Here is a 25,205-nt window from a genome sequence, read left to right on the forward strand (position 1 = left end):
TCGGGTCGGGCGTTCGTGTCGGCGTCGCCCGGCGGTCACCTCATCCGGTGGCTGCCGTTGTGTTCCATCGATAGACCTCAGGGGCCACATCAGTTCGCCCAGGAGGAGCTTCGATGGATTTCGTTGATCGCCGTACCGCGCTGCGGGCCGGCCTGGCCGCCGGCGCCGGACTCGCCGGCGGCGCGCTGCTCGGCGGGCCCGGCGCGGCCGCCGGTGCCGGCCGACCGGGCGCCCCGGCCTGGCGGCCCAGTGGCCGACCGGTGCTGACCCACGGCGTGCAGAGCGGCCTCGTCGGCCCCGGCCGGGCGGTCGTCTGGACCCGGGCGGACCGGCCGGGCCGGCTCGTCGTGGAGATCGGCCGCCGACCCGACCTGCGCGACGCCCGGCTGGTGCCCGGCCCGGTGCTGGACGCCGGTCGGGACTTCACCGGCAAACTGCGGCTGCGCGGGCTGCCGGCGGGCGAGCGACTGCACTACCGGGTGCGGGTCACGAGTCTGGACCGGCCCGGACTGGCCAGCGAACCACTGACCGGCTCGCTGGTGACCGGCCCACCTGCCCGGCCGGGCCGGCGTCACTGCGCCGATGTGCGGTTCGTGTGGACCGGTGACATCGCCGGCCAGGGCTGGGGGATCAGCGACGAGTTCGGCGGCATGCGGATCTTCGAGGCGATGCGCCGCCGCGCGCCGGACTTCTTCCTGTGCAGCGGCGACACCGTGTACGCCGACAACCCGCTCGCCGAGTCGGTGACCCTGCCCGACGGGCGGGTGTGGCGCAACCTGGTCACCCCGGAGAAGACCAAGGTCGCCGAGACGCTCACCGAGTTCCGCGGCCAGTTCGCGTACAACCTGCTGGACCGGCATCTGCGGGCGTTCGCCGCGCAGGTGCCGCAGCTCAACCAGTGGGACGACCACGAGGTCACCAACAACTGGTACCCGGGGGAGGTCCTCACCGACGACCGGTACACCGAGACCCGGGTCGACGTGCTCGCCGCCCGCGCCGCACAGGCGTTCCACGAGTGGCTGCCCACCCCGGGCGACGGTCCGCTGTACCGGGTGGTGCCGCACGGGCCGCTGCTGGACGTGTTCCTGCTGGACATGCGTACCTACAAGGACCCCAACGACGGCAACACGTACGCCGACCCGCGCCGTGGGCTGCTCGGCGCGCAGCAGCGGGCCTGGCTGGTCCGGGAACTGAAGCGGTCCACCGCGACCTGGAAGGTCATCGCCAACGATCTGCCGCTGGGGCTGATCGTGCCGGACGGCGCCGCCCAGGAAGGGATCGCGCAGGGCGACGACGGCGCGCCGGCCGGAAGGGAACTGGAGTTCGCCGAGATCCTCGGCGCGGCACACCGGGCCGGGGTCACCGGCATCGTGTTCCTCACCGCCGACGTGCACTACACGGCCGCGCACCACTACGACCCGGCGCGGGCCGCGGTCGGCGACTTCACCCCGTTCTGGGAGTTCGTCTCCGGGCCGGCGCACGCCGGTGGGTTCGGGCCCAACGCGCTGGACGGCACCTTCGGCCCGCAGGCGGTGTTCGTGCACGCCCCGCCGCGCGCCAACACCTCCCCGGCGGAGGGCTTCCAACACTTCGGTGAGGTGCACATCGACGGGGCGTCGCGGGCGCTGACCGTGCACCTGCGTGACCGCGACGGCGACTCGCTCTGGTCGACCACCCTGCCGGCGGCCGAGCGCTGACCCGTGCCCCCGCCACGGGGGGCGGGGGCACGGAGGGCGGGGGCGGCGGAAACGGCTGGCGCGGTCCGCTACGCTTGGTGTCACCAGGCGACGACCCGGCCATCACCGGCGAGCCCCCGGAAGAACCGGCCGTCGACCCGACGGCCGCAGTAGAACCGGGCGGGTCCGGCCCGTCACAGCCGGCCGACGAGCGGGCGGTCGATCACTCGACCGTCAAGCGAGGTGGTACCGCGGCCCATCGTGGGCGGCACCCGGCCGGCGGCCGGTTGCCTTCCCGGCGGGTTCGTCCTCGCAGACCACGACGACAGTGAGCTGCGCGAGGAGAACGACCACCATGGCGTACCCGATGACCGGCCCCGTCACCGGGGCGTCCGACGGCAGCGGCGGCCCGGCCGCGACCGGCGTGCCGGCCAGCCCGGACCTGCCGGCGGTGGAGCGCCGGGTCCTGGAGTACTGGGCGGCGGACAAGACCTTCGAGGCCAGCGTCGACCAGCGCGACCCCGGCCCGGACGGCGCCAACGAGTACGTCTTCTACGACGGCCCGCCGTTCGCCAACGGGCTGCCGCACTACGGCCACCTGTTCACCGGCTACGTCAAGGACGTGGTGCCGCGCTACCAGACGATGCGGGGCCGGCGGGTCGAACGACGGTTCGGATGGGACTGTCACGGGCTGCCCGCCGAGGTCGAAGCCGAACGCCAGCTCGGTATCTCCACCAAGGCGGAGATCGTCGAGCTGGGCATGGAGCGCTTCAACGAGGTGTGCCGCAGCTCGGTGCTGACCTACACCCAGGACTGGGAGCGTTACGTCACCCGCCAGGCCCGCTGGGTCGACTTCGCCAACGACTACAAGACGCTCGACCTGGACTACATGGAGAGCGTCATGTGGGCCTTCAAGGCCCTGCACGACAAGGGCCTGATCTACGAGGGCTTCCGGGTGCTGGCGTACTGCTGGCGGTGCGAGACGCCGCTGAGCAACACCGAGACCCGGATGGACGACGTCTACCGCGACCGCCAGGATCCGAGCGTCACCGTCTGGTTCGAGCTGGCCCCGGCGCAGCCCGGCGGGCCGACGGAGCGGATCGGGGTGTGGACCACCACGCCGTGGACGCTGCCGTCGAACCTGGCCCTCGCCGTCGGCCCGGACATCGAGTACGCGGTGCTGCAGCGCGACGGGCAGCGTCACCTGCTCGGGGCGGCGCGGGTCGAGGCGTACGCCAAGGAGCTGGAGGGGTTCGAGCGGGTCGGCACGGTACGCGGCGCCGACCTGGTCGGCCGCCGTTACACCCCGCTGTTCGACTTCCTGGTCGACCGGGCCGGCCCGAACGCCTACCAGGTGCTCGGCGCGGACTTCGTCACCACCGAGGACGGTACCGGGGTGGTGCACATGGCCCCGGCGTTCGGCGAGGACGACCAGAACGCCTGCACCGCCGCCGGCATCCCGACGATCGTCACCGTCGACGACCACACCCGGTTCACCGCACTGGTCCCGCCGTACGCCGGCGAGCAGGTGTTCGACACCAACAAGCCGATCATCCGCGAGCTGCGGGAGCGGGGTGTGCTGGTGCGCCACGACACCTACACCCACTCGTACCCGCACTGCTGGCGCTGTGACACGCCGCTGGTCTACAAGGCGGTGTCGTCGTGGTTCGTGGCCGTGTCCAGCTTCCGGGACCGGATGGTGGAGCTGAACCAGCAGATCGAGTGGTCGCCGGCGCACGTCAAGGACGGCTCGTTCGGCAAGTGGCTGGCCGGTGCCCGGGACTGGTCGATCAGCCGTAACCGGTTCTGGGGCTCACCGATCCCGGTGTGGCGGTCCGATGACCCGGCCTACCCGAGGGTCGACGTGTACGGCTCGCTGGAGGAGCTGGAGCGTGACTTCGGGGTGCGCCCGGCCGACCTGCACCGGCCCACCATCGACGAGCTGACCCGGCCCAACCCGGACGACCCGACCGGCCGGTCGACGATGCGCCGGGTGCCGGAGGTGCTGGACTGCTGGTTCGAGTCCGGGTCGATGCCGTTCGCCCAGGTGCACTACCCGTTCGAGAACCGGGACTGGTTCGAGCACCACTACCCGGGGGACTTCATCGTCGAGTACATCGGGCAGACCCGGGGCTGGTTCTACACCATGCACGTGCTGGCGACGGCGCTGTTCGACCGGCCGGCGTTCCGTACCTGCGTCAGCCACGGCATCCTGCTCGGCGCCGACGGGCGCAAGATGAGCAAGAGCCTGCGCAACTACCCGGACGTGTACGAGGTGTTCGACACCTACGGCTCGGACGCGATGCGCTGGATGCTGATGTCCTCGCCGGTGCTGCGTGGCGGTGACATGGCGGTGGTGGAGAGCGGCGTGCGCGACGCGGTCCGGCAGGTGCTGCTGCCGCTGTGGAACGTCTGGTACTTCTTCGCGTTGTACGCCAACGCGGAGGACCACACCGCGACCCGGCGGACCGACAGCACCCACCTGCTCGACCGGTACGTGCTGGCCAAGACCGGTGAACTGGTCGACGAGGTCACCCGGCAGATGGACGGCTACGACATCGCCGGCGCCTGCGCCAGTGTGCGGACCTACCTGGACGCGTTGACCAACTGGTACGTACGCCGGTCCCGGGACCGGTTCTGGTCCGGCGACGCCGACGCCTTCGACACGCTCTACACGGTGCTGGAGACCCTGGCCCGGGTGGTGGCGCCGCTGGCGCCGCTGACCAGCGAGGAGATCTGGCGTGGGCTGACCGGGCAACGGTCGGTGCACCTGACCGACTGGCCGACGGCGGCCGAGTTCCCCGCCGACCACGACCTGGTGGCAGCGATGGACGCGGTCCGCGAGGTCTGCTCGGCCGGCCTGTCGCTGCGCAAGGCCCGTGGCCTGCGGGTGCGGCTGCCGTTGCCGGCGTTGACCGTGGCCACCTCGGCGGCGGACCGGCTGCGGCCGTTCGCCGACCTGGTCGCCGACGAGGTCAACGTCAAGGCGGTCGAGTTCACCGACGACGTGCAGACGTACTGCCAGCAGGTGTTGACCGTGGTGCCCCGGGTGCTCGGGCCCCGGGTGGGTGGCCAGGTCCAGACGGTGATCAGGGCGGTGAAGGCCGGTGACTGGGAGCTGGGCGACGACGGTGCGCCGCTCGCCGCCGGGGTCCGGCTGGCCGAGGGGGAGTACGAGCTGAAGCTGGTCGCCGCCGACCCGGACAGTTCGGCGCCGCTGCCCGCCGGGCAGGGGGTGGTGGTGCTGGACACCACGGTCACCCCGGAGTTGGCGGCCGAAGGCCTGGCCCGGGACCTGGTCCGGGTGATCCAGCAGGCCCGGCGCGACGCCGACCTGCGGATCACCGACCGGATCCGGGTCACGGTCGCGGCCAGCGACGGCGTCGCCGAGGCGGTCCGGGCGTACCGCGACTTCGTCACCGGTGAGGTGCTCGCCGACGAGGTCACGGTCGTTGCGGTGGCTGCCGAGGGTGCCGCGTCGGCGGTGGGGTTCGCCGGCGAGGTCGGCGACGGCGAGCCGGTGTCGGTGCGGGTCGAGCGGGTCTGACCGGGCGGGGGGTGACCCCGTCCGCTACCGTGTCTGTCCGACCCACCCCACGCCTGTCCCGTCGCCGGAGGATCCGTGCCGCCGCTGTATTCGATCGGCAAGCTCACTGTCGGACCCGCGCTGCTGCTGGGCTGGCGGCCCAAGGTGGAAGGCTGGGAGAACGTCCCGAAGACCGGTGGGGTGATCCTGGCCGCCAACCACCTGTCCGTCGCCGACGAGTACTTCCTCGGGGCGGTGCTGCCCCGGCACGTGGCGTTCTGGGCGAAGGCCGAGTACTTCGACGGCACCGGGGTGCGGGGGCTGTTGACCAAGGGTCTGGTGACCGGCCTGGGGGCGATCCGGGTGGAGCGTGGCGGCGGCCGGGCGGCGTTGAGCGCGTTCGACGGTGCGATTCCGTTGCTGCGGGCCGGCCGGCAGGTGGCGGTCTTCCCGGAGGGGACCCGCTCACCCGACGGCCGGCTCTACCGGGGCCGTACCGGGGTGGCCCGGCTGGCCCTGGCCGCCGGGGTGCCGGTGGTGCCGGTCGGGATCTCCGGCACCGACGAGATTCAGCCGATCGGGCGGCTCTGGCCGAAGCTCAAGCCGGGCCGGATCACCTTCCGGTTCGGTAAGCCGCTGGACTTCATCGGCCGGGGCGACGGCCGGTCCGAGATGCGCCGGATCACCGACGAGGTGATGAGCGAGATCCAGCGGCTCACCGGCCAGGAGTACGTACCCCGTTATGCACCGCCACGGGCCGCTCCCGGCGGTGCGGCGGCGGCCGAATGACCACCGCCGGCTGATCACTGCCGGCTGATCACTGCCGGCTGATCGCGTCGCCGCGCAGCCGGTAGGTCAGTTCGGCGCTCTCCTCGACGGAGCGGCGGGTGAACAGTGCCGTGCCGAGGCTGCCGTGGTCCGCCCACACACAGACCACCACGTCGGTGCCGTCGGCCTGCCCGGTGCCGCAGTTGAGATGGCTGCCCCGGTCGTCGGTGTCGAACGCGGTGACCGTGCCCAGCTGGTACTCGTCGGCGATCCGGCCGAGCTCGTCGTCGAGGTCACTGCCCGGCGTCATCCGGAACCCGGTGATGCCGTAGAGCACCACCTGTTTTCCGTTGCCGTCCCGGTAGACCCCGGCGAAGGTCTCCTCGGCCAGCAGGTGGGTGCTGCGCATCTCGCCTTCCAGCCGGGCCACCGTCTCCTGGCTGTTGCCGTCGTCGCTCAGCCGCAGGTCGGCGAACTGCCCGGGCAGAGCGGGACTGGCCGGATACTGGTCCCACAGCGGTTTGCCGTAGTAGGCGGGGCAGCCGCAGCAGCAGGCCACCGTCAGCAGCGTCAACAGTGACATCGTCGTCGGCCAGCGGCGCCGGCGCCGGGGCCGACGGGCGGCCGGTGGCGGACCCTTCGGTGCCGGAGGCGGAGGCGGGGCTGGTGGAGCCGGCCGGGCGGCCGGGGCCGGGCGCGGCGCGCGACGTGCCGGTTGCCCGTGCGGCGGCATGGTGAAGGGCGCAGGGGCTGCCACCTGCGGTGGCGGCGGTGGTGCCTGGTGGACCTGCGGCGGTGGTGCCTGCGGCGGGCGGGGCTGCTGCTGCTCGGCCTGCGGTTGGCTCGGCGGCTGCGGGTGGGCCGGCGGCGGGTAGCCGGGGTGGTCGGTCGCGGCCCAGTCGTCGTGCGTACCGCCGGGATGGGCGACCGGCCACGGGTCGGCGCCGGCCCACGGGTCCACCGGCGTCCGGGTCTCCGGGTCGTCGGACGGCAGGTCGCCCGCCGGCAGGAGCAGCGTGGGATCCCGAGGCGGTGGCGGGCCGGCCGGGCCCTGGTCGCGCTGCCACCAGCGCTGCTTCGGCCGGGGCGGCGGGACCTGCGCCGCGCCGCGCCACGGCGCGGGCGACGTCGGCGGTTCGTCGCCCGGGGCGCGGTCGACAGCGGTCCGATCGACGGCGGTGCGGTCGTCGAAGGTGGTCCGATCGTCGTTCGGACGATCGATGGTGCCGTCGCCGGTGGTGCCGTCGGCGCGGACGCTGTCGGGCAACGGCGCGGTCGGTGGACTGCCGACCTCGGGCGTCTGGTCCGTACGGGGATCCTCGTCCGGTTGCGGCGGCCGCATCGCAGTTGCATCTCCTCTCGGACCCGTCCGAGGTTAGTACCGCGTGGCGAACAGCGTCACCGGCGTACCGCCGGACCCCGCCCTGCGGTTGCCCCGCCGGTGCCGTCGTGGGTACGCGTACCCTGGGTGGTTGATCCGGCGTCCGGTGCGGTTTGGAGGAGGTTTGATGGGTGTCACGGCGGTTCCCGCCCCGACGGCGACCACGGGTGCGGCCCCGACGCCTGCCCGGTCGGTCTGGCCCCGGTTGGAGCCGTTGCTGCCTCAGGTCAGCAAGCCGATCCAGTACGTCGGCGGCGAACTGGGCGCGGTGACCAAGGACTGGGACGCCGCGGTGGTGCGCTGGGCGCTGATGTACCCCGACGCCTACGAGGTGGGCCTGCCCAACCAGGGTGTGCAGATCCTCTACGAGGTGCTCAACGAGCAGCCGGACGTGTTGGCCGAGCGGACGTACGCGGTCTGGCCGGACCTGGAACGGCTGATGCGTGAGCACGGGGTGCCGCAGTTCACCGTCGACGCGCACCGGCCGGTCGTCGACTTCGACGTGTTCGGCGTCTCCTTCGCCACCGAGTTGGGCTACACGAACCTGCTGACCGCGATCGACCTGGCCGGCATCCCGCTGCTGGCCGCCGACCGAGACGACGCGCACCCGGTGGTGCTGGCCGGCGGACACGCGGCGTTCAACCCGGAGCCGATCGCCGACTTCATCGACGCGGCGGTGCTCGGCGACGGCGAGGAAGCCGTCCTGGAGATCACCGCGATCGTCCGGCAGTGGAAGGCCGACGGGTCGCCCGGCGGGCGCGACGAACTGCTGCTGCGACTGGCCCGGACCGAGAGCGTCTACGTGCCGCGCTTCTACGACGTGGACTACCTGCCGGACGGGCGGATCCAGCGGGTCGTGCCGAACCGGGCGGACGTGCCGTTCCGGGTGCACAAGCGCACCACGATGGACCTTGACGCGTGGCCGTACCCGAAGAAGCCGATCGTGCCGCTGGCCGAGACCGTCCACGAACGCTACGCGGTGGAGATCTTCCGCGGCTGTACGCGCGGCTGCCGGTTCTGCCAGGCCGGCATGATCACGCGTCCGGTGCGGGAACGCTCGATCACCACGGTCGGCCAGATGGTCGCCGACGGGCTGGCGTACTCCGGTTTCCACGAGGTCGGCCTGCTCTCGCTCTCCTCGGCCGACCACTCGGAGATCGGCGACATGTGCTCCGGTCTGGCCGAGCAGTACGCCGGCACGAACGTGTCGCTGTCGCTGCCGTCGACCCGGGTCGACGCGTTCAACATCGACCTGGCCCAGGAGTTGTCGCGCAACGGGCGCCGCACCGGGCTCACCTTCGCGCCGGAGGGCGGCTCGGAGCGGATCCGGCGGGTCATCAACAAGATGGTCTCCGAGGAGGACCTGATCCGCACGGTGGTCACCGCGTACACCAACGGCTGGCGTCAGGTGAAGCTGTATTTCATGTGCGGGCTACCCACCGAGACCGACGAGGACGTGCTGCAGATCGCCCGCCTCGCCCACGAGGTGATCAAGGCCGGACGGGCGGCGACCGGGTCGAAGGACATTCGCTGCACCGTGTCGATCGGCGGGTTCGTGCCCAAACCGCACACCCCGTTCCAGTGGGCGTCGATGCAGCCACCGGAGGTCATCGACAACCGGCTGCGTCTGCTCAAGCAGGCGATCAACACCGACCGCTCGCTCGGCCGGGCGATCGGTCTGCGCTACCACGACGGCGAACCGTCGCTGATCGAGGGCCTGCTGTCGCGGGGCGACCGGCGGGTCGGCGCGGTGATCCGCCGGGTCTGGGAGTCCGGTGGCCGGTTCGACGGCTGGAGCGAGCACTTCTCGTACCAGCGGTGGGTCGACGCGGCCGCCGAGACGCTGCCGGCGTACGGGGTCGACCTCGACTGGTACACGGTCCGGGAGCGGGACGCCACCGAGGTGCTGGCCTGGGACCACCTGGACTCCGGGCTGGACAAGGACTGGCTCTGGCAGGACTGGCAGGACGCGACGAGCGAGTACGAGCAGGACGACTGCCGGTGGACACCCTGTTTCGACTGCGGGGTGTGCCCGTCGATGGACACCGAGATCCAGATCGGCCCGACCGGGCAGAAACTGCTGCCCCTGACGCCGGTGAACACCGGTCTGCGGGCTCCGGCGGCGGGCTGACTGGCGGACCTCGCCCGGCTGGGCGAGGATGACGGACATCCCTTGTCCCTTTCCGAGGAGCGTCACAATCAGCAGGAAGCCACAGCCGGAGGGCGGTCAGGCACCGGTCGTCCAGCGGATCCGGATCCGGTACGCCAAACGCGGGCCGCTGCGGTTCACGTCGCACCGTGACTTCGCCCGCGCGTTCGAGCGGGCGTTGCGCCGGGCCAACGCGCCGGTCGCCTTCTCCCAGGGGTTCACCCCGCACCCGAAGATCTCGTACGCCAGCGCCGCGCCGACCGGCGTCGCCAGCGAGGCCGAGTACCTGGAGATCGGCCTGCAGCGGGCCGTCGACCCGGACGAACTGAGGGTGGCGCTCGACGCCGCCCTGTCACCCGGGCTCGACGTGTTGGCCGCGGTGGAGTCGGCCGGCGGCAGCCTTGCCGACCGGATCGACGCCTCGCACTGGCGGATCGAACTCGCCGGCGTCGGGTCGGCGCAGGCCGAAACAGCGGTCGCAGCCTTCCTCTCCGCCGGTGAGGTGCTCGTCGAGCGCCTCACCAAGCAGGGGCGGCGCACCTTCGACGCCCGCGCCGCGGTACTGCGTATGACGGTCGCGGCCGGGGCCGCCACCCCCGCCGGACCAGGTGTCCGACCCCCGGACGGCCTACCTTCCGAGGTCAGCTCGGTGCCGTGTGCGATACTCGACCTAGTCGTCCGGCAGGTCACCCCGTCGGTACGACCCGATGACGTCCTTTCCGGCCTGCGCGTCATGGCCGACCTGGAGCCGCCGGTGCCGCCCCGCGTGACCCGGCTAGCACAGGGAACACTGACCGCGCAGGGGGAGATCGTCGATCCGTTGGAGGCGGATCGCGTCGGACAGCCATCGGTGAACGCCAGCCGTGTTCCGGCCGGCGCTCAGTAAGCCAGACTTCGGCGGTCTGCCTCCAGGTCTTTGGCCCACCCGGGTCGGGAGCCCAGCGGTGTGACCGCCGGAACACCTTTTGCGGCAACCCTGCGTGGCAGCGCTCACCCGCGCCCGGGGCAGCCAGAACTGGAGAACGTCCAATGCTCGACAACGAGCCCGAGGGCGGGAAGCGTACCGGTGGGGAACCGGGCGACGACACCGCCGATGTGACCCGATCCGCACCTGCCCGGACCACCCGGCGGCGGACCAGCAAGGCTGCGGCCGCCGCTGCGGCCGAGCCGGCCGCCGCGACGGGGGCCGCTGCGGCCGCCAGCCCGGATCCGGCCGCCGCTGCCGCCGAGGCCGGCGGGCAGACACCGCCGGAACCGGCTGTCGCGCCACGGACCCGCCGACGCCGCGCGGTCGCGGCCGAGCCGGTCGGCGAGGCCGTCGCGGTGGAACCGACCGGGGAGGCCGTCACACCAGCGCCGGCCGAGCCGGTGGAGCCGGTGAAGAAGGCGACCCGGACCCGGCGCAAGAAGACCGCCGAGCCGGCGGTCGTGGTACCGGTCGAGGCCAGCGAGCCGGCCCCCGGCGCGGCGGCCCCCCGGATGACGGCACCGTCGGCGGTGGAGCCGGCCGGGCCGCCCACCCCGGCCAGCGAGCCGTTGACGACCGGCCCGGCGACGGAGGCGACCGACGGCGAGGCGGCTGTCGAGGAGCCGGCTGCCGACCAGGTCGCGGCACCGACCACCCGTGGCCGGCGGCGCAGCGCCGCCACCCCGCCCGCCGTGCTGTTCATGGCACCGGACCCGCAGACCGCACCGCCCGTGGTCGGGCGGGCCGCAGCGGTGGCGACCGCCGCGACCACTGCCGCACCTGCCGCCGCCGCGCCGACGGCCAGCGCCGTCCCAACCGAGGGTGACACCGAGACCGAGGAGCCGGTACGGCGCCGTCGGCGGGGCCGCCGTGGCGCCGACAGCGAGGAACCGGCGGCGTCGCCGGTGCCCGACGAGGCCGCCGCCGTGCCGGTCGACGAGGCCGATGACGCGACCGATGAGGCCGACGAGGCCGACGACTCCGACGACGACACCCCTGCGGGCCGTCGGCGGCGTCGCCGGGGCCGGCGCGGCCGTGGCCGGGGCAAGGGCGGCACGGACGACGACACCGACGTCGACGAGGAGTCGGCGTCGGCGGATGCCGAAGCGGAGGCGGCCGACGACGGCGACACCGCCGACGGTGACTCGCTGACCCGTCGGCGCCGCCGTCGGCGTCGACGCGGATCCGGCGACGCGGAGTCGGGTGCCGAGGACGGCGTACCGACGGTGGTGAAGATCCGTGAGCCGCGTAAGAACGTCGACGAGGTGCAGGGTGTCACCGGCTCGACCCGGCTGGAGGCCAAGCGGCAGCGCCGCCGGGACGGCCGCGAGCAGCGCCGGACCCGGCCCCCGATCCTGAGTGAGTCGGAGTTCCTGGCCCGTCGGGAGGCGGTCGACCGGGACATGGTGGTCCGCCAGCGTGGGGACCGTACCCAGATCGCGGTGCTGGAGGACGGCATCCTCGTCGAGCACTACGTGACCCGGGCCTCGTCCGGCACGATGGCCGGCAACGTCTATCTCGGCAGGGTGCAGAACGTGCTGCCGAGCATGGAGGCCGCCTTCGTCGACGTGGGGCGGGGCCGCAACGCCGTGCTGTACGCCGGCGAGGTCAACTGGGACGCCACCGGGTTGGAAGGGCGGGCCCGCTCGATCGAGCAGGCGCTGCGCTCCGGTGACTCGGTGCTCGTGCAGGTCACCAAGGACCCGATCGGCCACAAGGGGGCCCGGCTCACCAGTCACATCGCGCTGTCCGGGCGGCACCTGGTGTACGTACCGAACGGCAACGCCTCGGGGATCAGCCGTAAGCTGCCCGACACCGAGCGCAAGCGGCTGCGGGACATCCTGAAGAAGCTGGTGCCCGACGGCGCCGGCGTGATCGTGCGGACCGCCGCCGAGGGGGCCAGTGAGGACGAGCTGGCCCGCGACGTCAAGCGGTTGCAGGCGCAGTGGGACGACATCCAGGCCAAGGCCGGTTCCGGCGGCGCGCCGACGCTGCTGTACGAGGAGCCGGATCTGGTCATCCGGGTGGTCCGGGACCTGTTCAACGAGGATTTCCGCGAGCTGGTCGTGCAGGGCGACACCGCGTACGGGCTGGTCGAGTCGTATCTCGCGCACGTGTCGCCGGACCTGCTGCCCCGGTTGCGCCGGCACGCCGGCGTGGCGGACGTGTTCGCCGACCGGCGGATCGACGAGCAGATTCTCAAGGGTCTGGACCGCAAGGTCTTCCTGCCTTCCGGCGGCCACCTGGTGATCGACCGGACCGAGGCGATGACCGTGATCGACGTCAACACCGGCAAGTACACCGGTGCCGGCGGCAACCTGGAGGAGACGGTCACCCGCAACAACCTGGAGGCCGCCGAGGAGATCGTCCGTCAGCTGCGGCTGCGCGACATCGGTGGCATCGTGGTGATCGACTTCATCGACATGGTGCTGGAGTCCAACCGTGAGTTGGTGCTGCGTCGGCTGACCGAATGCCTGGGCCGGGACCGGACCAAGCACCAGGTGACCGAGATCACCTCACTCGGGCTGGTGCAGATGACCCGCAAGCGCATCGGTGCCGGGCTGCTGGAGGCGTTCAGTGAGACCTGTGACTGCTGCAAGGGCCGCGGACTGATCATCCACACCGAGCCGGTGCCGGAGAAGGCCCGCTCGGCCGGCGGCGGCGCGGGGGAGAAGGTCAAGGCGGTCGCCGCCGCAGCCCCGGCCGCCCCAGCTGCCCCGGCCGCGCCGACGACGGCCGCTGGTCGACGGCGCGCCCGCAAGGCCGCCGAGACCGCACCCGAGGTCGCCGAGGTGGCAGCTGACATCGTCGAGGACGTGGTCGAGGTCGCGCCGGACGTGGTCGAGGCGGCGGGTGACATGACCGGGTTGCCGGGCGTCGACGCAGCGGGCACCGCGCCGGAGCCGGCTGTGACGCCGCCGGCCAACGCGGCGTCGGTGCCGGTCGTGGCACCGGAGCCGACGGCTGCCGCAACACCGGCCGGCCCGTCGACCGGGCCGGTCGTCTCCGGGGTGATCACCGGGGTCATCGGTGGTTCGGGCGTCGTCAGCCCGCAGCCGGTCGTGGCCGCGACGGAGGACGAGGACGAGACCATGGGCTACGACCTGTCCCGGTACGAGGTGGACGAGGTCGAGCCGGTCAGCAACGGGGCGGGGTCGACCCGCCTCGCCGGGGACGGCGACCCGGATCTGGCCGGCGATCCGGACGAGGACGACCCGGAATCGGACGTCTCGGGCGGGGAGCATGCCTCCGGCGGTCGGCGGCGGGTGCGCCGGACCGGTACCCGGCGTCGTACCCGCCCCTGACCGGGGCACCGATTTGAGGGACGCCACCGGCATGGCGTAGTCTTGCCGGTGGCGTACCCGGTGCGCCAGGTTCCCGTGTGCCCGTGACCCTCAAGGTCCGCCACCCCCGGTGCCGTGTCCGTACGGATCGCCGCGAGGGTGACGAACCGTCACGAACACCATCCGCCAGCGACAAACGACAGGAGTCCGCGTCCGATGTACGCGATCGTCAAGACCGGCGGCAAGCAGTACAAGGTCGCTGAGGGCGACGTGATCGAGGTCGAGAAGCTCACCGGTGCCCCCGGCGACGCGGTGGCGCTTCCCGCAGTGCTCCTCGTCGATGGCGACGACCTGGTGACCGACGCGACCGCGCTTGCCCAGGTCGCGGTGACCGGCGAGATCGCCGCGCACACCAAGGGTCCGAAGATCCGGATCCACAAGTTCAAGAACAAGACCGGCTACCACAAGCGCCAGGGTCACCGCCAGCCGCTGACCCAGGTCAAGGTGACCGGCATCTCGAACGGGAAGTAGGCACCAGACATGGCACACAAAAAGGGTGCATCCAGCTCGCGTAACGGTCGCGACTCGGAAGCCAAGCGCCTCGGTGTCAAGCGCTTCGGCGGTCAGGTCGTCAGCGCCGGTGAGATCCTGATCCGCCAGCGTGGCACCAAGTTCCACCCCGGCGACCTGGTCGGCCGGGGCGGCGACGACACGCTGTTCGCGCTGGCCGCCGGGTCGGTGCAGTTCGGCACGAAGCGTGGCCGCAAGACGGTCAACATCGTGCCGGCGGCACAGTAGCGACTGCCGACAGCGCCGCCACGGCGGCCGCTGGGCGTCGCGACGGCGACGTGTCGAGTAGAACGCGACGAGCGGGCTGTGGACCTGGTGTCCCGGCCCGCTTTGTCGTGTACGTCGGCGGTCGGCGACGACGTCCGGTCATGCTGACGCGTGGGGTGGGTGGCGGATCTGCACCCGCAGACCGCGCGATCGAGGAGAGGATAAGGCTGTGACGACCTTCGTCGACCGGGTTGTGCTGCACGTACTGGCCGGCAACGGCGGGCACGGTTGCGTCTCGATCCACCGGGAGAAGTTCAAGCCGTTCGGTGGTCCGGACGGCGGTAACGGCGGGCACGGCGGAAGCGTCACCCTCGTCGTCGACCCGCAGGTGCACACCTTGCTGGACTTCCATTTCCGGCAGCACGCCAAGGCCGAGAACGGCAAGGGCGGTGCCGGCGGCAACCGAGACGGCGCCAAGGGCGCCGACCTGGTGCTCAAGGTGCCGAACGGGACGAACGTGCTGACCCTCGACGGTGAGGTGCTGGCCGACCTCGTCGGGGTGGGCACCAGCCTGGAGATCGCCCGGGGTGGCCGGGGCGGTCGGGGCAACGCCGCACTGGCCAGCGCCCGACGCAAGGCACCCGGCTTCGCCGAGCTCGGTGAGCCGGGCGAACAGCTCGACGTCGTACTGGAGCTCAAGAGCGTCGCCGACGTCGGACTGGTCGGGTTTCCGTCGGCCGGCAAGTCGTCGCTGATCTCGGTGATCTCGGCGGCCAAACCCAAGATCGCGGATTATCCGTTCACCACCCTGGTGCCGAACCTCGGCGTGGTCCGCGCCGACGAGCACACCTTCACCGTCGCCGACGTACCCGGCCTGATCCCCGGCGCGGCGACCGGCAAGGGACTCGGTCTGGAGTTCCTGCGCCACATCGAGCGGTGCGCGGTGCTGGCGCACGTGGTGGACACCGCCACGCTCGAGCCGGGGCGGGACCCGATGGCCGACATCGACGCGATCGAGGCCGAGCTGGCGGCGTACGGCGGCCTGGCCGACCGTCCCCGGTTGGTGATCCTGAACAAGATCGACGTGCCGGACGGTCGTGCGATGGCCGAGCTGGTCCGCGCCGACCTGGCCGCCCGGGGGCTGCCGGTCTTCGAGGTCTCCACGGCCACCCGGGAAGGACTGCGGGAGCTGACGTACGCCCTGGCGGACATGGTCGCGCAAGCTCGGGCGGACGCACCGGAGCTGGAGCCGACGAGGATCGTGCTGCGCCCCGCCGCGGTCGACGACGCCGGGTTCACCGTGGAGCCGCTGGCCGACGGCGAGTTCCGGATCCGCGGCACCCGGCCGGAGCGGTGGGTACGGCAGACCAACTTCGACAACGACGAGGCTGTCGGTTACCTGGCCGACCGGTTGGCCCGCCTCGGGGTGGAGGAGGCGCTGGCCAAGGCGGGGGCCCAGCCGGGTGCGCTGGTCCGGATCGGCTCGTGGGAGTTCGACTGGCGGCCGGAGCACTTCGCCGAGGTGGAGTACGTGCCGGGTTCGCGGGGCACCGACGTGCGGCTGGAGGAGCCGTCGACGCGGGTGGGTGCCGCCCAGCGGCTCGCCGACCGCAAGGCGCGGCGGCAGCGCTTCGAGGACGTCGCGGGTGCGTCGACCGGTGGCGTTGGCGAGACCGCCGGGGCTGCTGCGGGCGACCCGGCAGGCCCACGAGTGGACGTACCCGAAAGTAACTGAACGTTACGGTAGTGGTGTGGTCGGCTGATCGGCGAGTTGTCGAAGTTGGGCCTGATCCTGGCCAACTGGACGAAACCTCCAGGAAACGCGCCGCGCCTATCGTGACAGAGTGTTAATTGAGCGTCGCCCGTCCATCGATCCGGAGGTCGCCGCGCTGGTCGCGACCCAGCAGCGCGAGCTGGCCGAGTCAACCGAGGCGCCCCGTGGTGGTCGGCCGGTCGTTGCGATCGGCCGACCGGGCCACGACGATGCCCGGTACCTGGTCTGTGTGGTCGACGGGCGTGCGGTGGCCTGCGGCGCCGTCCGGTCGGTCGACGGGCAGACCGCCGAGATCACCCGGATGTACGTGCGGCCGGCGTACCGGGGCCGAGGGATCGCTCGGCATCTGCTGACCGCGTTGGAGGAGTCGGCGTACGCGCTGGGCCACACGGTGTTCCGGCTGGAGACGGGCAGCAACCTCGCGGTCGCGCTGCGCCTGTACGCCTCGGCGGGGTACGCGCAGATCCCGGCGTCCGGTGACGACCCCGCCGGTCCGTACCGCGTCTGTTTCGAAAAGCGGCTTCCCGCTGCTGCCGCGTGACGCCGGGTCCGGGCGACGGGGTGGCCGATGTCGGGGCAATGGTGGACGATGTCAGGCCATGAGCGATTCGCCGGTTCTGAACAGCATCGAGGCCATTGACGCGCATCTGGCGGTCGCCATCGAGCGGTGGGAACGCAAATGCCGAGGGGTCCGGTTCGTGCTCTGCGATGGCGATGACCGGGTGCAGATTCACTGCCCGGTGGACGATCTGCCGACGAACCCGGACCCGGCTGTCTGTCGCCGGGCGGTCGAGATCTTCGCGACCGCGCTCGCCGAGCGCGCCAGGGGCGGATCGATGTTGGTGGTGCTGACCCGGCCCGGGTCGAGTGCGGTCAGTGATCCTGACCGGGTCTGGTTCCACGCCGCGTACGACACCTGCGGCAGAGTCGGGGTGCGGCTGCTCGGAGTCCACCTGGTGACGCCGACGGACCGGCGGCCGATCCTGCTCGACGACGCACTCTGAATCGGCCCGGTCGTGTAAAAGATTATTGACATCTCGTCAGGTCTTCTTTACCTTGGAGATGTCAAACTTCCTTTACATGAGGGGCGTGCGGTGTCGTACGAGGAGAAGGGCACCTGGGTGTTCCTGGTGACCACCCTGGGCACGTTCGTGGGCTACGTCGTCGCTGTCGCCCGCCGGGCCGGTGATCAGCCGCTGACCGAGGCGCCGTACGTGTCGACGATGTTGTGGGCGGTCGGCATCGCCGTCGTCGCGTCCATGGTCGTGCGGATCGTGGTCGAGATGGCCGCGCCCAGCGAGACCTACCAGATCGACGTGCGCGACAAGGACATCAACCGGCAAGGTGACTACGTCTCCGGGCTGATCCTGTCGGTCGGGATGGTGCTGCCGCTCGGGCTCACCCTGGCCGAGCTGGACCACTTCTGGATCGCCAACGCCATCTACGCGGTGTTCGTGGTCTCCACCTCCATCGGCGCGATCGTCAAGATCGTCGCGTACCGGCGGGGGTGGTGACGCGTGGGCAAACCGACCAGGGTGACCAACTCGATCCGGGCACTGCGCTTCGCCAACGGTGAGATGACCCAGGCCGAGCTGGCCAAACGACTCGGCGTCACCCGGCAGACGGTGATCGCGATCGAGCAGGGCAGGTACTCGCCGTCGCTGGAGATGGCGTTCCAGATCGCCCGCGTCTTCGCGGTCCCGCTCGACGCCGTCTTCCAGTACGCCGACGACGAACCGGCCTGACCGCCGGTTTCTCCGCCACCCCGTCCACCACCCTGTTTCCGGGAGGGCCCGCCATGCAAGCGATCACCCAGGACGCGTACGGCCCGCCGCAGGACGTGATGGTCCTGCGCGACGTTCCCCGCCCGGTGCCGGGCGAGCGTGACGTACTGGTCCGCGTGCACGCCACGCCGGTCAGCGGCACCGACTGGCACCTGGCCCGGGGGCTGCCGTACGTCGCCCGGCCGATCACCGGCTGGCGTCGACCGAAGTCCCGGATCCCCGGCTACGACCTGGCCGGCACCGTCGTCGAAGCTGGCCCGGCGGTGACCACCCTGCGCCCCGGTGACCAGGTGTACGGCTGGGCGGCCGGCACCTTCGCCGAGTACGCGGCGGTGCCGGAGAAGCAGTTGGTGCCGATTCCGACCGCCCTCACCCTGGAGCAGGCGGCGGCGGTCCCGATCGCGGCCTTCACCGCGCTGCAGGCGGTCCGCGACGGCGCCGGTCTGCGGCCCGTCGGCACCGGGGACTCGCCGTCTGCCGGCGGCCCGGGCCGCCGGGTGCTGATCACCGGGGCGTCCGGCGGTGTCGGGACCTACGCCGTTCAGTTCGCCAAGGCGTACGGCGCCCAGGTCACCGGCATGTGCCGGACCAGCAAGATGGACCTGGTCGCCGGGCTTGGCGCCGACGAGGTGGTCGACTACACCACCACCCCGCTGCGCGACCTCGGCCGCCGATTCGACGTGCTGATCGACCTGTACGGCAATCCGTCGCTGGCCGAGGTCGCCCGGGTGCTGGTCCCCGGCGGCACCATCGTCTACGTCGGCGGCACCGGTGGCCGGTGGTTCATGGGCGTCGACCGGTGGCTGCGGGGCATGGCGCTGGCACCGCTGCGCCGGCTCCGCACCCGACCGGTGATCCACTCCGACAGCCGCGACGACCTGGTCACCATCACCGCGATGATCGAGTCAGGGGCGGTCCGACCGGTGCTGGACCGCACGTTCCCGCTGGCGCAGGCGGCCGAGGCGATCCGCTACGTCACCGCCGGCGAGGTACGCGGCCAGGCCGTACTGCGCTGCGCCGGCTGACCACCGGTCACACCTCGGTCAGCACCTGACGGCACCGCGCCGCGCGACTGGTCACCCGCTGGACCAGGCGGACCGGCAGTGTGCTGCCGAGTGAGCGGACCGCGTCGTCGTCGGCAGCGGCCGCGAAACAATCCGGGGTACGGGCTGCCAGAGCGTCCACCTGCGTCAGTATTTCCTGTGCGTCGAGTCCGTTCTGTTCGGCGAACCGACGCCAGTGACGACCCCGGACAGCATCGACCCGGTATTCACCACCGATCCGCATCGCCATCCGCAGTTTCGGCAGATACATGTCGTCGTAAGGTAGCGCGCTGGCCACGTCGTAGAGCGGTGCCAGCCGCACCTGCGACCCGGCAAGTAGGAGAGAGTAGTTCTTCGCGTGCGCATCGGTGCCAGCGATGATCCAGTTGAACGCCAGGGCATCGACGAATCGGGAAATATGTTCGGCGGCGACCCCTGCCGGTCTGACTTCTCGCCGAAGTAGCTCGATGATCTGCTCGGGTGACGGCCCGCCTTCGTTCTGGTACTTCCGCATCGGCGCTATCGCGAGTGCCTGGCACGTGTCTTCCTGGTGGATCCGGTGCAACGCCCCGCGACTGTGCCTGCGGTCGTACCGTTCGACGGCAATCGCTCGTTCGCCGTGGAAACTGACGATGTTCGACCGGGCAGTCGGCAGCCCGGCAAGCCCAGCGGCCGCCAGGCAGAGGTGTTCGTTCAGGTCGTGCTCGTCCAGGCCGGTCACCGCTGGCTTGAGAATGTGTGTGGTCGGAACGGCGCCCCAGGGCTCGCCCCACCGTTGGCTCGCCTCGTCGAGATACAGCGCCGTCTTGGCCTGGGCGCCGGCAAGACTGAACTGTCCACTGTTGTTGATGTGCCACGATGTCGGGTCGTTTCTGAGCGTGCGGAGTCGGAGCTCCAGGTCGTCAACGGTCAGCCAGTGGACGCCGCCAGCACCGTCGACGGCCGCCTGCACGCGTTCCTGGGTGACGAGTTGGGCCGCGCCCGCGCAGTCCTCGCCGACGTGTCGAAGAAGGGCGAACGGGTTGCCGGCCGAGACCTGGTAGTCACGTGCCCAACGCTCCAGGACCCGCTCGTTGTCCGGTAACAGGCCCCACATCATCGTCCGCACCGCTGGATCATCGTGGGTACGGTGTGCCAGCGGCATCGACAGGGATATCGGTGTCGCATCCTGTCTGGCCTGCCAGTCGTTCTCGTACGAGAACATGAACCGGCCATCACGCTGTTGGGTGATCACCCCGACCACGGAGCCGGCCATGATTGCGGTCAACGTCGTCGCGGCGCTCGTCTCAGTCTGCTCGGCCACGGCCACCCTCAAAGTCCTTCAACAGCTCGTCCAGGTCGATGCCGTTTGCGCCGGGAGGAGGGAACGAGACGTTCACGGTGGCACCCAGCGCGCTCAGGGTCCGCAGGGCCAGGCCGACCTCGGCTGACGTCTTTCCCGCCTCCAGGTCGGAAAGCCACCGTCGACTCACCCCCGCTTGCTGGGCGAGACGGGCCTGCGTCCAGCCCTTGTCCTGTCGGCTCTGCCGGACGAAGAGCCCGAGGTCTCGTGCGTCGCTGATTCGCATCCTGTTCCGATCGTGTGCGCGTACGTACCCAGGTTAGCTGTTGTGCGCGTACGTACCCAGCATTTCTTCTGTGCGCGTACGTGCTCATTCGTCGGGCTGTGCGCGTACGTGCACCAGTGGTGGAGTCGGCGAGCGCGAATCCTGTCCGGGTGGGCTGGTGTAATGGCGCTGTGAGCCGTGCGGTCGAGGAGTCCAACCGTCGGATGCTGCGCGCCCGCGACGCCATGGACCGGGCGTACGCCGAACCGCTGGACATCCCGACGCTGGCCCGCATCGCGTTCGTGTCCCCGGCACACTTCATCCGCACCTTCCGGGCCACGTTCGGCGAGACGCCGCACCGCTACCTGCAGCGGCGCCGGGTGGAGCGGGCGATGTTCCTGTTGCGCGACAGCGAGCGCAGCGTGACCGAGATCTGCATGGCGGTCGGGTTCACCAGCCTCGGCACCTTCAGCCGTACGTTCCACGACATCGTTGGCGAGTCGCCGACGGCGTACCGGCGCCGGGCCGTCCCGCTGAGCGCGCCGGGCTGCTTCGCGATGGCCTACTGCCGACCCGCGTCACTTTTGGATAAGCCCGAGGGTGCCGGCGCGGGTTAGCGTGATTCCATGCTGAACAAGACGCGTATTTCGCATATTTTCGTCTTCGACCAGGACGAAGCGCTCGAGTTCTACGTCGGCAAGCTCGGCCTGGAGGTGGCCGACGACATCGACATGGGCTTCATGCGCTGGCTGACCGTGCGGGTGCCCGGCGACGACCCGGACCGGATCATCCTGCTGGAGAAGCCCGGCCCGCCGGCGATGGACGCCGCCACCGCCGCGCAGGTCCGCGAGCTGATCGCCAAGGGGGCGAGTGGATTCTCGGTCGGCTTCACCACCGACGACGCCCGCAAGACCTTCGACGAGCTCAAGGCCAAGGGCGTCGAGCTGACCGATGGGCCGAACGAGCGGCCGTACGGCACCGACTTCGGTGGCCGGGACCCGTTCGGCAACAACTTCCGGATCGTCCAGATGCCCACCGCCTGACCTGGCTCGCCTCGGTGCGGTCGGCAGTCAAGATCAGTTGATGTAGAACCGTACGACACGCCGGCAGCATCCCGGTTCTACATCAACTGATCTTCAAGCTCGACGACGAATCAGCCGACCGCCGAACAGGTGCGGTGCCGAGCTGGGCAGGGCGAAGACCGCGGCGGGGACCTCGTCGACCGTACGCCCGACGAGCTGGCCGCCACCGACGTCGAGATCGACGGCTGGACCGGGGCGGCCGGCGGCGTTACCGCTCGGCTTCACCATGCACGTCGCCTTCGGCACGCAGACCCTGGCCGACGCCCGCGAGCAGGCGGTGCGGTACGTGGAAGGGCTGGCGATCCTGCGGCCCGAGGTGGTCCTCGGCGTGGCCCGGCTGTCCTACGCGGACGCCTGGCACCTGGCCGAGCCGCTGTTCTGCGGGGCGGTCGGGCCGGACGGCGAGACCTGTGTCGACGTACCCGAACATCCCGGCTTCCACCGCGCGGCCGGGATCAACGGGCTGAGCTGGGGTGGCGGCGACCCGGGGTAGACCGTGCGTCCCGGGGCCGCCGCGACCACGGGGTCACTCCAGGTCGAACTCGCCGTCCTGGGCGCCGGCGACGAACGCGTCCCACTCGGCCTGAGTGAAGACCAGGATCGGGCCGTCCGGCTCGGCCGAGTTACGCATCCCGATCAGGTCGTCGACGAACGCGATCTCGACCGCGCCCTCGGAGTCGTCACCTTCGGCCCGCTGCCACACCGCACGGGACAGGTCGAAATCGCCCTTGGGGTGCTGCGCCATCGTCGACTCCTTCTGCACGGGAACACACGCGGGTGATGTCGGGCGGTACACGCCCGGTTACCGGCACAGGCTAGCCGCCGCCGCTGCCCGGGCGTGCGGCAGGATGGTCGGATGCCGAGCCTGACCCGCGCCGAGGCCGTCGAGCGCGCCGCGACGATCACCGTCGAGTCGTACACCATCGACCTCGACCTGACCACCGGCGACACCGAGTTCGGGTCGACCAGCGTGATCGAGTTCCAGGCCACGCCGGGAGCGGCGACGTTCGTCGAGGTCGCTCCCGTGACGCTGACCCGGGTACGGCTCAACGACGTCGATCTCGACCCTGCGACGCTCGACGACAACCGGATCCCGCTGACCGGGCTGGCCGGGCACAACACGCTGACCGTGCAGGCGCGGATGGCGTACTCGAACTCAGGGCAGGGGCTGCACCGCTTCGTGGACCCCGCAGACGGCGAGACCTACCTGTACGCCATGTCGTTCCTGGACGACGCGCCGCGCATCTTCGCCTGCTTCGACCAGCCCGACCTGAAGGCGCCGGTACGGCTGCGGGTCACCGCGCCGCCGCAGTGGACGGTCGCGGCCAACGGCCAACCGACCGGGCAACCGGTCGACGGGCGCTGGGAGTTCGCGCCGACGGCGCCGCTGGCGACGTACTTCGTGGCCCTGATCGCCGGGCCGTACCACGCCCGCCACGCTGAGCACGACGGTGTCCCGCTGGCGGTCTACTGCCGGCGGTCCCTCGCCGAACATCTGGACGCCGACGTCGAGGAGATCTTCACGGTCACCCGGCAGTGCCTGGACCGGTTCCACGAGCTGTTCGGCGTGCGCTATCCGTTCGGCGGGTACGGGCAGGCGTTCGTGCCCGAGTTCAACGCCGGCGCGATGGAGAACCCGGGCCTGGTGACCTTCCGCGACGACTACGTCTTCCGGTCTGCGGTCACCGACCGGGAACGGGAACGGCGGGCCACCACGATCGCCCACGAGATGGCCCACATGTGGTTCGGTGACCTGGTCACCATGCGCTGGTGGGACGACCTGTGGCTGAACGAGTCGTTCGCCGAGTACCTCGGGGTGCGGGTGACCGCCGAGGCGACCCGGTTCACCGACGCCTGGGCCACCTTCGGCATTCTCTACAAGTCGTCGGGGTACGCGGCGGACCAGCGTCCGTCCACCCACCCGGTCGCGCCGCAGGAGGTCGCCGACGCGGCTCAGGCGCTGCTGAACTTCGACGGCATCTCGTACGCCAAGGGGGCGTCGGTGCTGCGCCAGCTGGTGGCCTGGCTGGGCGACGAGCCGTTCCTGGCCGGGCTGCGGGCCCATTTCGCCGCCCACCGGTTCGGCAACGCCACCCTGGCCGACCTGCTCGACGCGCTGACCAGGTCCAGTGGTCGGGACCTGTCCGACTGGGCGGCGCGGTGGCTACGCCAGGCGCAGGTGAACACGATCCGTGCCGAGGTGACCGTCGACGAGGCTGGCCGCTACCAGCAGGTCGCCCTGGTACAGACCGCCCCGGACAGCCACCCGGTGCTGCGGCCGCACCGGATCGGCCTCGGTCTGTTCGACGCCGCTGCGACCGCCGACCGGCCGGTGACGCGGCGGGCCGCGCTGACGGTCGACCTGGACCCGGACGTCGACGGTGGCCGTACCCTGGTGCCGGCGCTGGTCGGCGAGCCGGCAGCCGACCTGCTGCTGCTCAACGACGGCGATCTGGCGTACGCCAAGGTGCGGCTCGACCCGGGATCGGCGGCCGCGCTGCCGGCGCTGCTGCCCGGTATCACCGACCCGCTGGCCCGGGCGCTGTCGTGGACCGCCACCCTGGACGCGGTCCGCGACGCACAGCAGCCGGTGGCCGCGCTGGCCGAGCTGATCGAGCAGGCCCTGCCGGCCGAGACCGCAGTGGTCGTCGTCGAGGACGTGCTCCGGCTGAGCCGGTCGATCATCGACAGGTACGCGCACTCCGTGGACCGGCCGGCGCTGCGGTCCCGGCTCGCCGCCGCCTGTGCGCGACTGCTGGCCGCCGCGCCGCAGGACGGTTCAGCGCGGTCGGCCGCGCCGCAGGACGGTTCGGTGCGGTTGGCGGCCGCGCGGGGCGCGATCGCCGCGAGCGCGGACGTCGACCTGTTGCGGGGGTGGCTGGTGGGGCGGGCGGTGCCGGACGGGGTCGCCGTCGACGCCGAACTGCGCTGGCTGCTGCTGTACCGGTTGGCGGTGCTCGGTGGGGTCGAGGCGGCCGACATCGACGCCGAGCTGGGGCGCGACCGCAGCGCGGCCGGTGAGCAGTGGGCGGCGAAGTGCCGGGCGGCGCTGCCGGACGTCGCGGGCAAGGAGCGGGTCTGGCAGTCGATCGTCGCCGACGTCAGCCTGTCGAACCGGATCGTCGAGGCGTACGCCGAAGGGTTCTGGCAGCCGGAGCAGGCCGAGTTGACCGCCCCGTACGTCGATCGGTATGTCGCCGACATGCCGGCCGCGACCCGGCGGCGTTCGGCGTGGCTGGCCGACCAGGTGGCGCAGTTGGCCTTCCCGCAGTACGCGGTGAGCGAGCAGACCCGTACGGCGGCCGCCGCGCTGCTCGCCCGCGACGACCTCACCCCTGGGCTGCGGCGGGTGGTGACCGACGCCGCCGATGATCTGGACCGGGCGCTGGCTGCCCGCCGTCGGTACAAAGCGGGAGCAGGCACCCGTTAGTGTTGCCTACGCCACGC

At 71.5% G+C, this 25,205-nt stretch carries 23 protein-coding genes; 18 read left to right on the plus strand and 5 right to left on the minus strand.

The genetic code is table 11. From position 1 onward, the window contains the following. The first annotated feature begins 113 nt into the window (after nucleotides 1–113). From O7608_RS13540 to O7608_RS13550, 3 genes are all read left to right on the plus strand, one after another. Nucleotides 114–1,697, plus strand: coding sequence for an alkaline phosphatase D family protein (locus tag O7608_RS13540; RefSeq protein ID WP_289210304.1), 1,584 nt, complete (start codon nucleotides 114–116; stop codon nucleotides 1,695–1,697). Between the two features lie 334 nt (nucleotides 1,698–2,031). Next, nucleotides 2,032–5,223 (plus strand): isoleucine--tRNA ligase, encoded by a 3,192-nt coding sequence (gene ileS, locus O7608_RS13545; protein ID WP_421359962.1) that lies wholly within the window; start codon nucleotides 2,032–2,034, stop codon nucleotides 5,221–5,223. Nucleotides 5,224–5,298: 75 nt separating this feature from the next. Continuing rightward, the gene (locus O7608_RS13550) at nucleotides 5,299–5,991 is read left to right on the plus strand and encodes a lysophospholipid acyltransferase family protein (protein ID WP_289210305.1); all 693 of its coding nucleotides are present in this window, start codon (nucleotides 5,299–5,301) and stop codon (nucleotides 5,989–5,991) included. Between the two features lie 28 nt (nucleotides 5,992–6,019). Here O7608_RS13550 and O7608_RS13555 read toward each other — a convergent pair whose 3' ends face one another. Continuing rightward, nucleotides 6,020–7,312, minus strand: coding sequence for a hypothetical protein (locus O7608_RS13555; RefSeq protein WP_289210306.1), 1,293 nt, complete (start codon nucleotides 7,310–7,312; stop codon nucleotides 6,020–6,022). 166 nt (nucleotides 7,313–7,478) lie between these two features. Between O7608_RS13555 and O7608_RS13560 the strand changes: the two genes are divergently transcribed. The 11 genes from O7608_RS13560 to O7608_RS13610 all read left to right on the plus strand — a co-directional run bounded on the left by O7608_RS13560 (nucleotide 7,479) and on the right by O7608_RS13610 (nucleotide 19,111). Next, a complete protein-coding gene (locus tag O7608_RS13560) occupies nucleotides 7,479–9,482 on the plus strand; it encodes a TIGR03960 family B12-binding radical SAM protein (RefSeq protein WP_289210307.1) in 2,004 nt (667 codons plus the stop codon). 148 nt (nucleotides 9,483–9,630) lie between these two features. Further along, entirely contained in the window at nucleotides 9,631–10,386 is a 756-nt protein-coding gene (locus O7608_RS13565; protein ID WP_421361497.1) for a TIGR03936 family radical SAM-associated protein, read from the plus strand. Between the two features lie 143 nt (nucleotides 10,387–10,529). Continuing rightward, nucleotides 10,530–13,772, plus strand: a complete 3,243-nt coding sequence (locus O7608_RS13570; protein ID WP_289210309.1) for an Rne/Rng family ribonuclease — start codon at nucleotides 10,530–10,532, stop codon at nucleotides 13,770–13,772. A 195-nt stretch (nucleotides 13,773–13,967) separates the two neighbouring features. Beyond that, nucleotides 13,968–14,282 (plus strand): 50S ribosomal protein L21, encoded by a 315-nt coding sequence (rplU, locus tag O7608_RS13575; RefSeq protein WP_282228659.1) that lies wholly within the window; start codon nucleotides 13,968–13,970, stop codon nucleotides 14,280–14,282. Nucleotides 14,283–14,291: 9 nt separating this feature from the next. Next, the gene (gene rpmA / locus O7608_RS13580; protein WP_278114042.1) at nucleotides 14,292–14,549 is read left to right on the plus strand and encodes a 50S ribosomal protein L27; all 258 of its coding nucleotides are present in this window, start codon (nucleotides 14,292–14,294) and stop codon (nucleotides 14,547–14,549) included. A gap of 208 nt (nucleotides 14,550–14,757) precedes the next feature. After that, nucleotides 14,758–16,263 carry a GTPase ObgE gene (obgE, locus tag O7608_RS13585; protein ID WP_289210310.1) on the plus strand — a complete coding sequence of 502 codons (1,506 nt, stop codon included), beginning with the start codon at nucleotides 14,758–14,760 and terminating at the stop codon, nucleotides 16,261–16,263. A gap of 109 nt (nucleotides 16,264–16,372) precedes the next feature. Continuing rightward, entirely contained in the window at nucleotides 16,373–16,843 is a 471-nt protein-coding gene (locus O7608_RS13590) for a GNAT family N-acetyltransferase (RefSeq protein WP_289210311.1), read from the plus strand. Nucleotides 16,844–16,901: 58 nt separating this feature from the next. Continuing rightward, the gene (locus O7608_RS13595) at nucleotides 16,902–17,306 is read left to right on the plus strand and encodes a hypothetical protein (RefSeq protein WP_289210312.1); all 405 of its coding nucleotides are present in this window, start codon (nucleotides 16,902–16,904) and stop codon (nucleotides 17,304–17,306) included. Between the two features lie 90 nt (nucleotides 17,307–17,396). Beyond that, nucleotides 17,397–17,816 carry a hypothetical protein gene (locus tag O7608_RS13600; RefSeq protein ID WP_289210313.1) on the plus strand — a complete coding sequence of 140 codons (420 nt, stop codon included), beginning with the start codon at nucleotides 17,397–17,399 and terminating at the stop codon, nucleotides 17,814–17,816. Nucleotides 17,817–17,819: 3 nt separating this feature from the next. Beyond that, on the plus strand, nucleotides 17,820–18,047 hold the full coding sequence (locus O7608_RS13605; RefSeq protein ID WP_353850534.1) for a helix-turn-helix transcriptional regulator: 228 nt from the start codon (nucleotides 17,820–17,822) through the stop codon (nucleotides 18,045–18,047). A 53-nt stretch (nucleotides 18,048–18,100) separates the two neighbouring features. Beyond that, nucleotides 18,101–19,111, plus strand: a complete 1,011-nt coding sequence (locus O7608_RS13610) for an NAD(P)-dependent alcohol dehydrogenase (RefSeq protein WP_289210314.1) — start codon at nucleotides 18,101–18,103, stop codon at nucleotides 19,109–19,111. Nucleotides 19,112–19,118: 7 nt separating this feature from the next. On the opposite strand, the gene O7608_RS13615 is transcribed toward O7608_RS13610, so the two are convergent. Both O7608_RS13615 and O7608_RS13620 read right to left on the minus strand, forming a co-directional pair. After that, the gene (locus O7608_RS13615; protein ID WP_289210315.1) at nucleotides 19,119–20,438 is read right to left on the minus strand and encodes a type II toxin-antitoxin system HipA family toxin; all 1,320 of its coding nucleotides are present in this window, start codon (nucleotides 20,436–20,438) and stop codon (nucleotides 19,119–19,121) included. Next, nucleotides 20,416–20,697, minus strand: coding sequence for a helix-turn-helix domain-containing protein (locus O7608_RS13620; RefSeq protein WP_289210316.1), 282 nt, complete (start codon nucleotides 20,695–20,697; stop codon nucleotides 20,416–20,418). Before O7608_RS13620 ends, O7608_RS13615 begins: the two co-directional genes overlap by 23 nt. A 170-nt stretch (nucleotides 20,698–20,867) precedes the next feature. Between O7608_RS13620 and O7608_RS13625 the strand changes: the two genes are divergently transcribed. Both O7608_RS13625 and O7608_RS13630 read left to right on the plus strand, forming a co-directional pair. After that, complete coding sequence (locus O7608_RS13625) at nucleotides 20,868–21,293, plus strand: helix-turn-helix domain-containing protein (protein WP_289210317.1); 426 nt, start codon at nucleotides 20,868–20,870, stop codon at nucleotides 21,291–21,293. A gap of 9 nt (nucleotides 21,294–21,302) precedes the next feature. Further along, nucleotides 21,303–21,719 carry a VOC family protein gene (locus O7608_RS13630; RefSeq protein WP_289210318.1) on the plus strand — a complete coding sequence of 139 codons (417 nt, stop codon included), beginning with the start codon at nucleotides 21,303–21,305 and terminating at the stop codon, nucleotides 21,717–21,719. A 93-nt stretch (nucleotides 21,720–21,812) separates the two neighbouring features. Here the strand turns inward: O7608_RS13630 and O7608_RS13635 are convergent, their stop codons facing one another. After that, complete coding sequence (locus tag O7608_RS13635) at nucleotides 21,813–21,986, minus strand: hypothetical protein (RefSeq protein WP_289210319.1); 174 nt, start codon at nucleotides 21,984–21,986, stop codon at nucleotides 21,813–21,815. On the opposite strand from O7608_RS13635, the gene O7608_RS13640 reads away from it, so the two are divergent. After that, nucleotides 21,985–22,251 carry a hypothetical protein gene (locus O7608_RS13640; RefSeq protein WP_289210320.1) on the plus strand — a complete coding sequence of 89 codons (267 nt, stop codon included), beginning with the start codon at nucleotides 21,985–21,987 and terminating at the stop codon, nucleotides 22,249–22,251. The genes O7608_RS13635 and O7608_RS13640 overlap by 2 nt on opposite strands. A gap of 33 nt (nucleotides 22,252–22,284) precedes the next feature. On the opposite strand, the gene O7608_RS13645 is transcribed toward O7608_RS13640, so the two are convergent. Beyond that, on the minus strand, nucleotides 22,285–22,503 hold the full coding sequence (locus tag O7608_RS13645; RefSeq protein WP_281551022.1) for a DUF397 domain-containing protein: 219 nt from the start codon (nucleotides 22,501–22,503) through the stop codon (nucleotides 22,285–22,287). A 111-nt stretch (nucleotides 22,504–22,614) separates the two neighbouring features. Between O7608_RS13645 and pepN the strand changes: the two genes are divergently transcribed. Further along, entirely contained in the window at nucleotides 22,615–25,188 is a 2,574-nt protein-coding gene (pepN, locus tag O7608_RS13650) for an aminopeptidase N (RefSeq protein WP_289210321.1), read from the plus strand. The last annotated feature ends 17 nt before the right edge of the window (nucleotides 25,189–25,205 follow it).

It is taken from the genome of Solwaraspora sp. WMMA2056 (assembly GCF_030345095.1).
GTDB lineage: Bacteria > Actinomycetota > Actinomycetes > Mycobacteriales > Micromonosporaceae > Micromonospora_E.

What these genes read in the sequence shown, in the direction of transcription:
- O7608_RS13540 (WP_289210304.1), top strand. Translation starts at nt 114, where the DNA reads ATGGATTTCGTTGATCGCCGTACCGCGCTGCGGGCCGGCCTGGCCGCC.
- ileS (WP_421359962.1), top strand. Translation starts at nt 2,032, where the DNA reads ATGGCGTACCCGATGACCGGCCCCGTCACCGGGGCGTCCGACGGCAGC.
- O7608_RS13555 (WP_289210306.1), bottom strand. Translation starts at nt 7,312, where the DNA reads ATGCGGCCGCCGCAACCGGACGAGGATCCCCGTACGGACCAGACGCCC.
- O7608_RS13560 (WP_289210307.1), top strand. Translation starts at nt 7,479, where the DNA reads ATGGGTGTCACGGCGGTTCCCGCCCCGACGGCGACCACGGGTGCGGCC.
- O7608_RS13570 (WP_289210309.1), top strand. Translation starts at nt 10,530, where the DNA reads ATGCTCGACAACGAGCCCGAGGGCGGGAAGCGTACCGGTGGGGAACCG.
- rplU (WP_282228659.1), top strand. Translation starts at nt 13,968, where the DNA reads ATGTACGCGATCGTCAAGACCGGCGGCAAGCAGTACAAGGTCGCTGAG.
- rpmA (WP_278114042.1), top strand. Translation starts at nt 14,292, where the DNA reads ATGGCACACAAAAAGGGTGCATCCAGCTCGCGTAACGGTCGCGACTCG.
- O7608_RS13595 (WP_289210312.1), top strand. Translation starts at nt 16,902, where the DNA reads ATGAGCGATTCGCCGGTTCTGAACAGCATCGAGGCCATTGACGCGCAT.
- O7608_RS13610 (WP_289210314.1), top strand. Translation starts at nt 18,101, where the DNA reads ATGCAAGCGATCACCCAGGACGCGTACGGCCCGCCGCAGGACGTGATG.
- O7608_RS13620 (WP_289210316.1), bottom strand. Translation starts at nt 20,697, where the DNA reads ATGCGAATCAGCGACGCACGAGACCTCGGGCTCTTCGTCCGGCAGAGC.
- O7608_RS13630 (WP_289210318.1), top strand. Translation starts at nt 21,303, where the DNA reads ATGCTGAACAAGACGCGTATTTCGCATATTTTCGTCTTCGACCAGGAC.
- O7608_RS13640 (WP_289210320.1), top strand. Translation starts at nt 21,985, where the DNA reads ATGCACGTCGCCTTCGGCACGCAGACCCTGGCCGACGCCCGCGAGCAG.
- O7608_RS13635 (WP_289210319.1), bottom strand. Translation starts at nt 21,986, where the DNA reads ATGGTGAAGCCGAGCGGTAACGCCGCCGGCCGCCCCGGTCCAGCCGTC.
- O7608_RS13645 (WP_281551022.1), bottom strand. Translation starts at nt 22,503, where the DNA reads ATGGCGCAGCACCCCAAGGGCGATTTCGACCTGTCCCGTGCGGTGTGG.
- pepN (WP_289210321.1), top strand. Translation starts at nt 22,615, where the DNA reads ATGCCGAGCCTGACCCGCGCCGAGGCCGTCGAGCGCGCCGCGACGATC.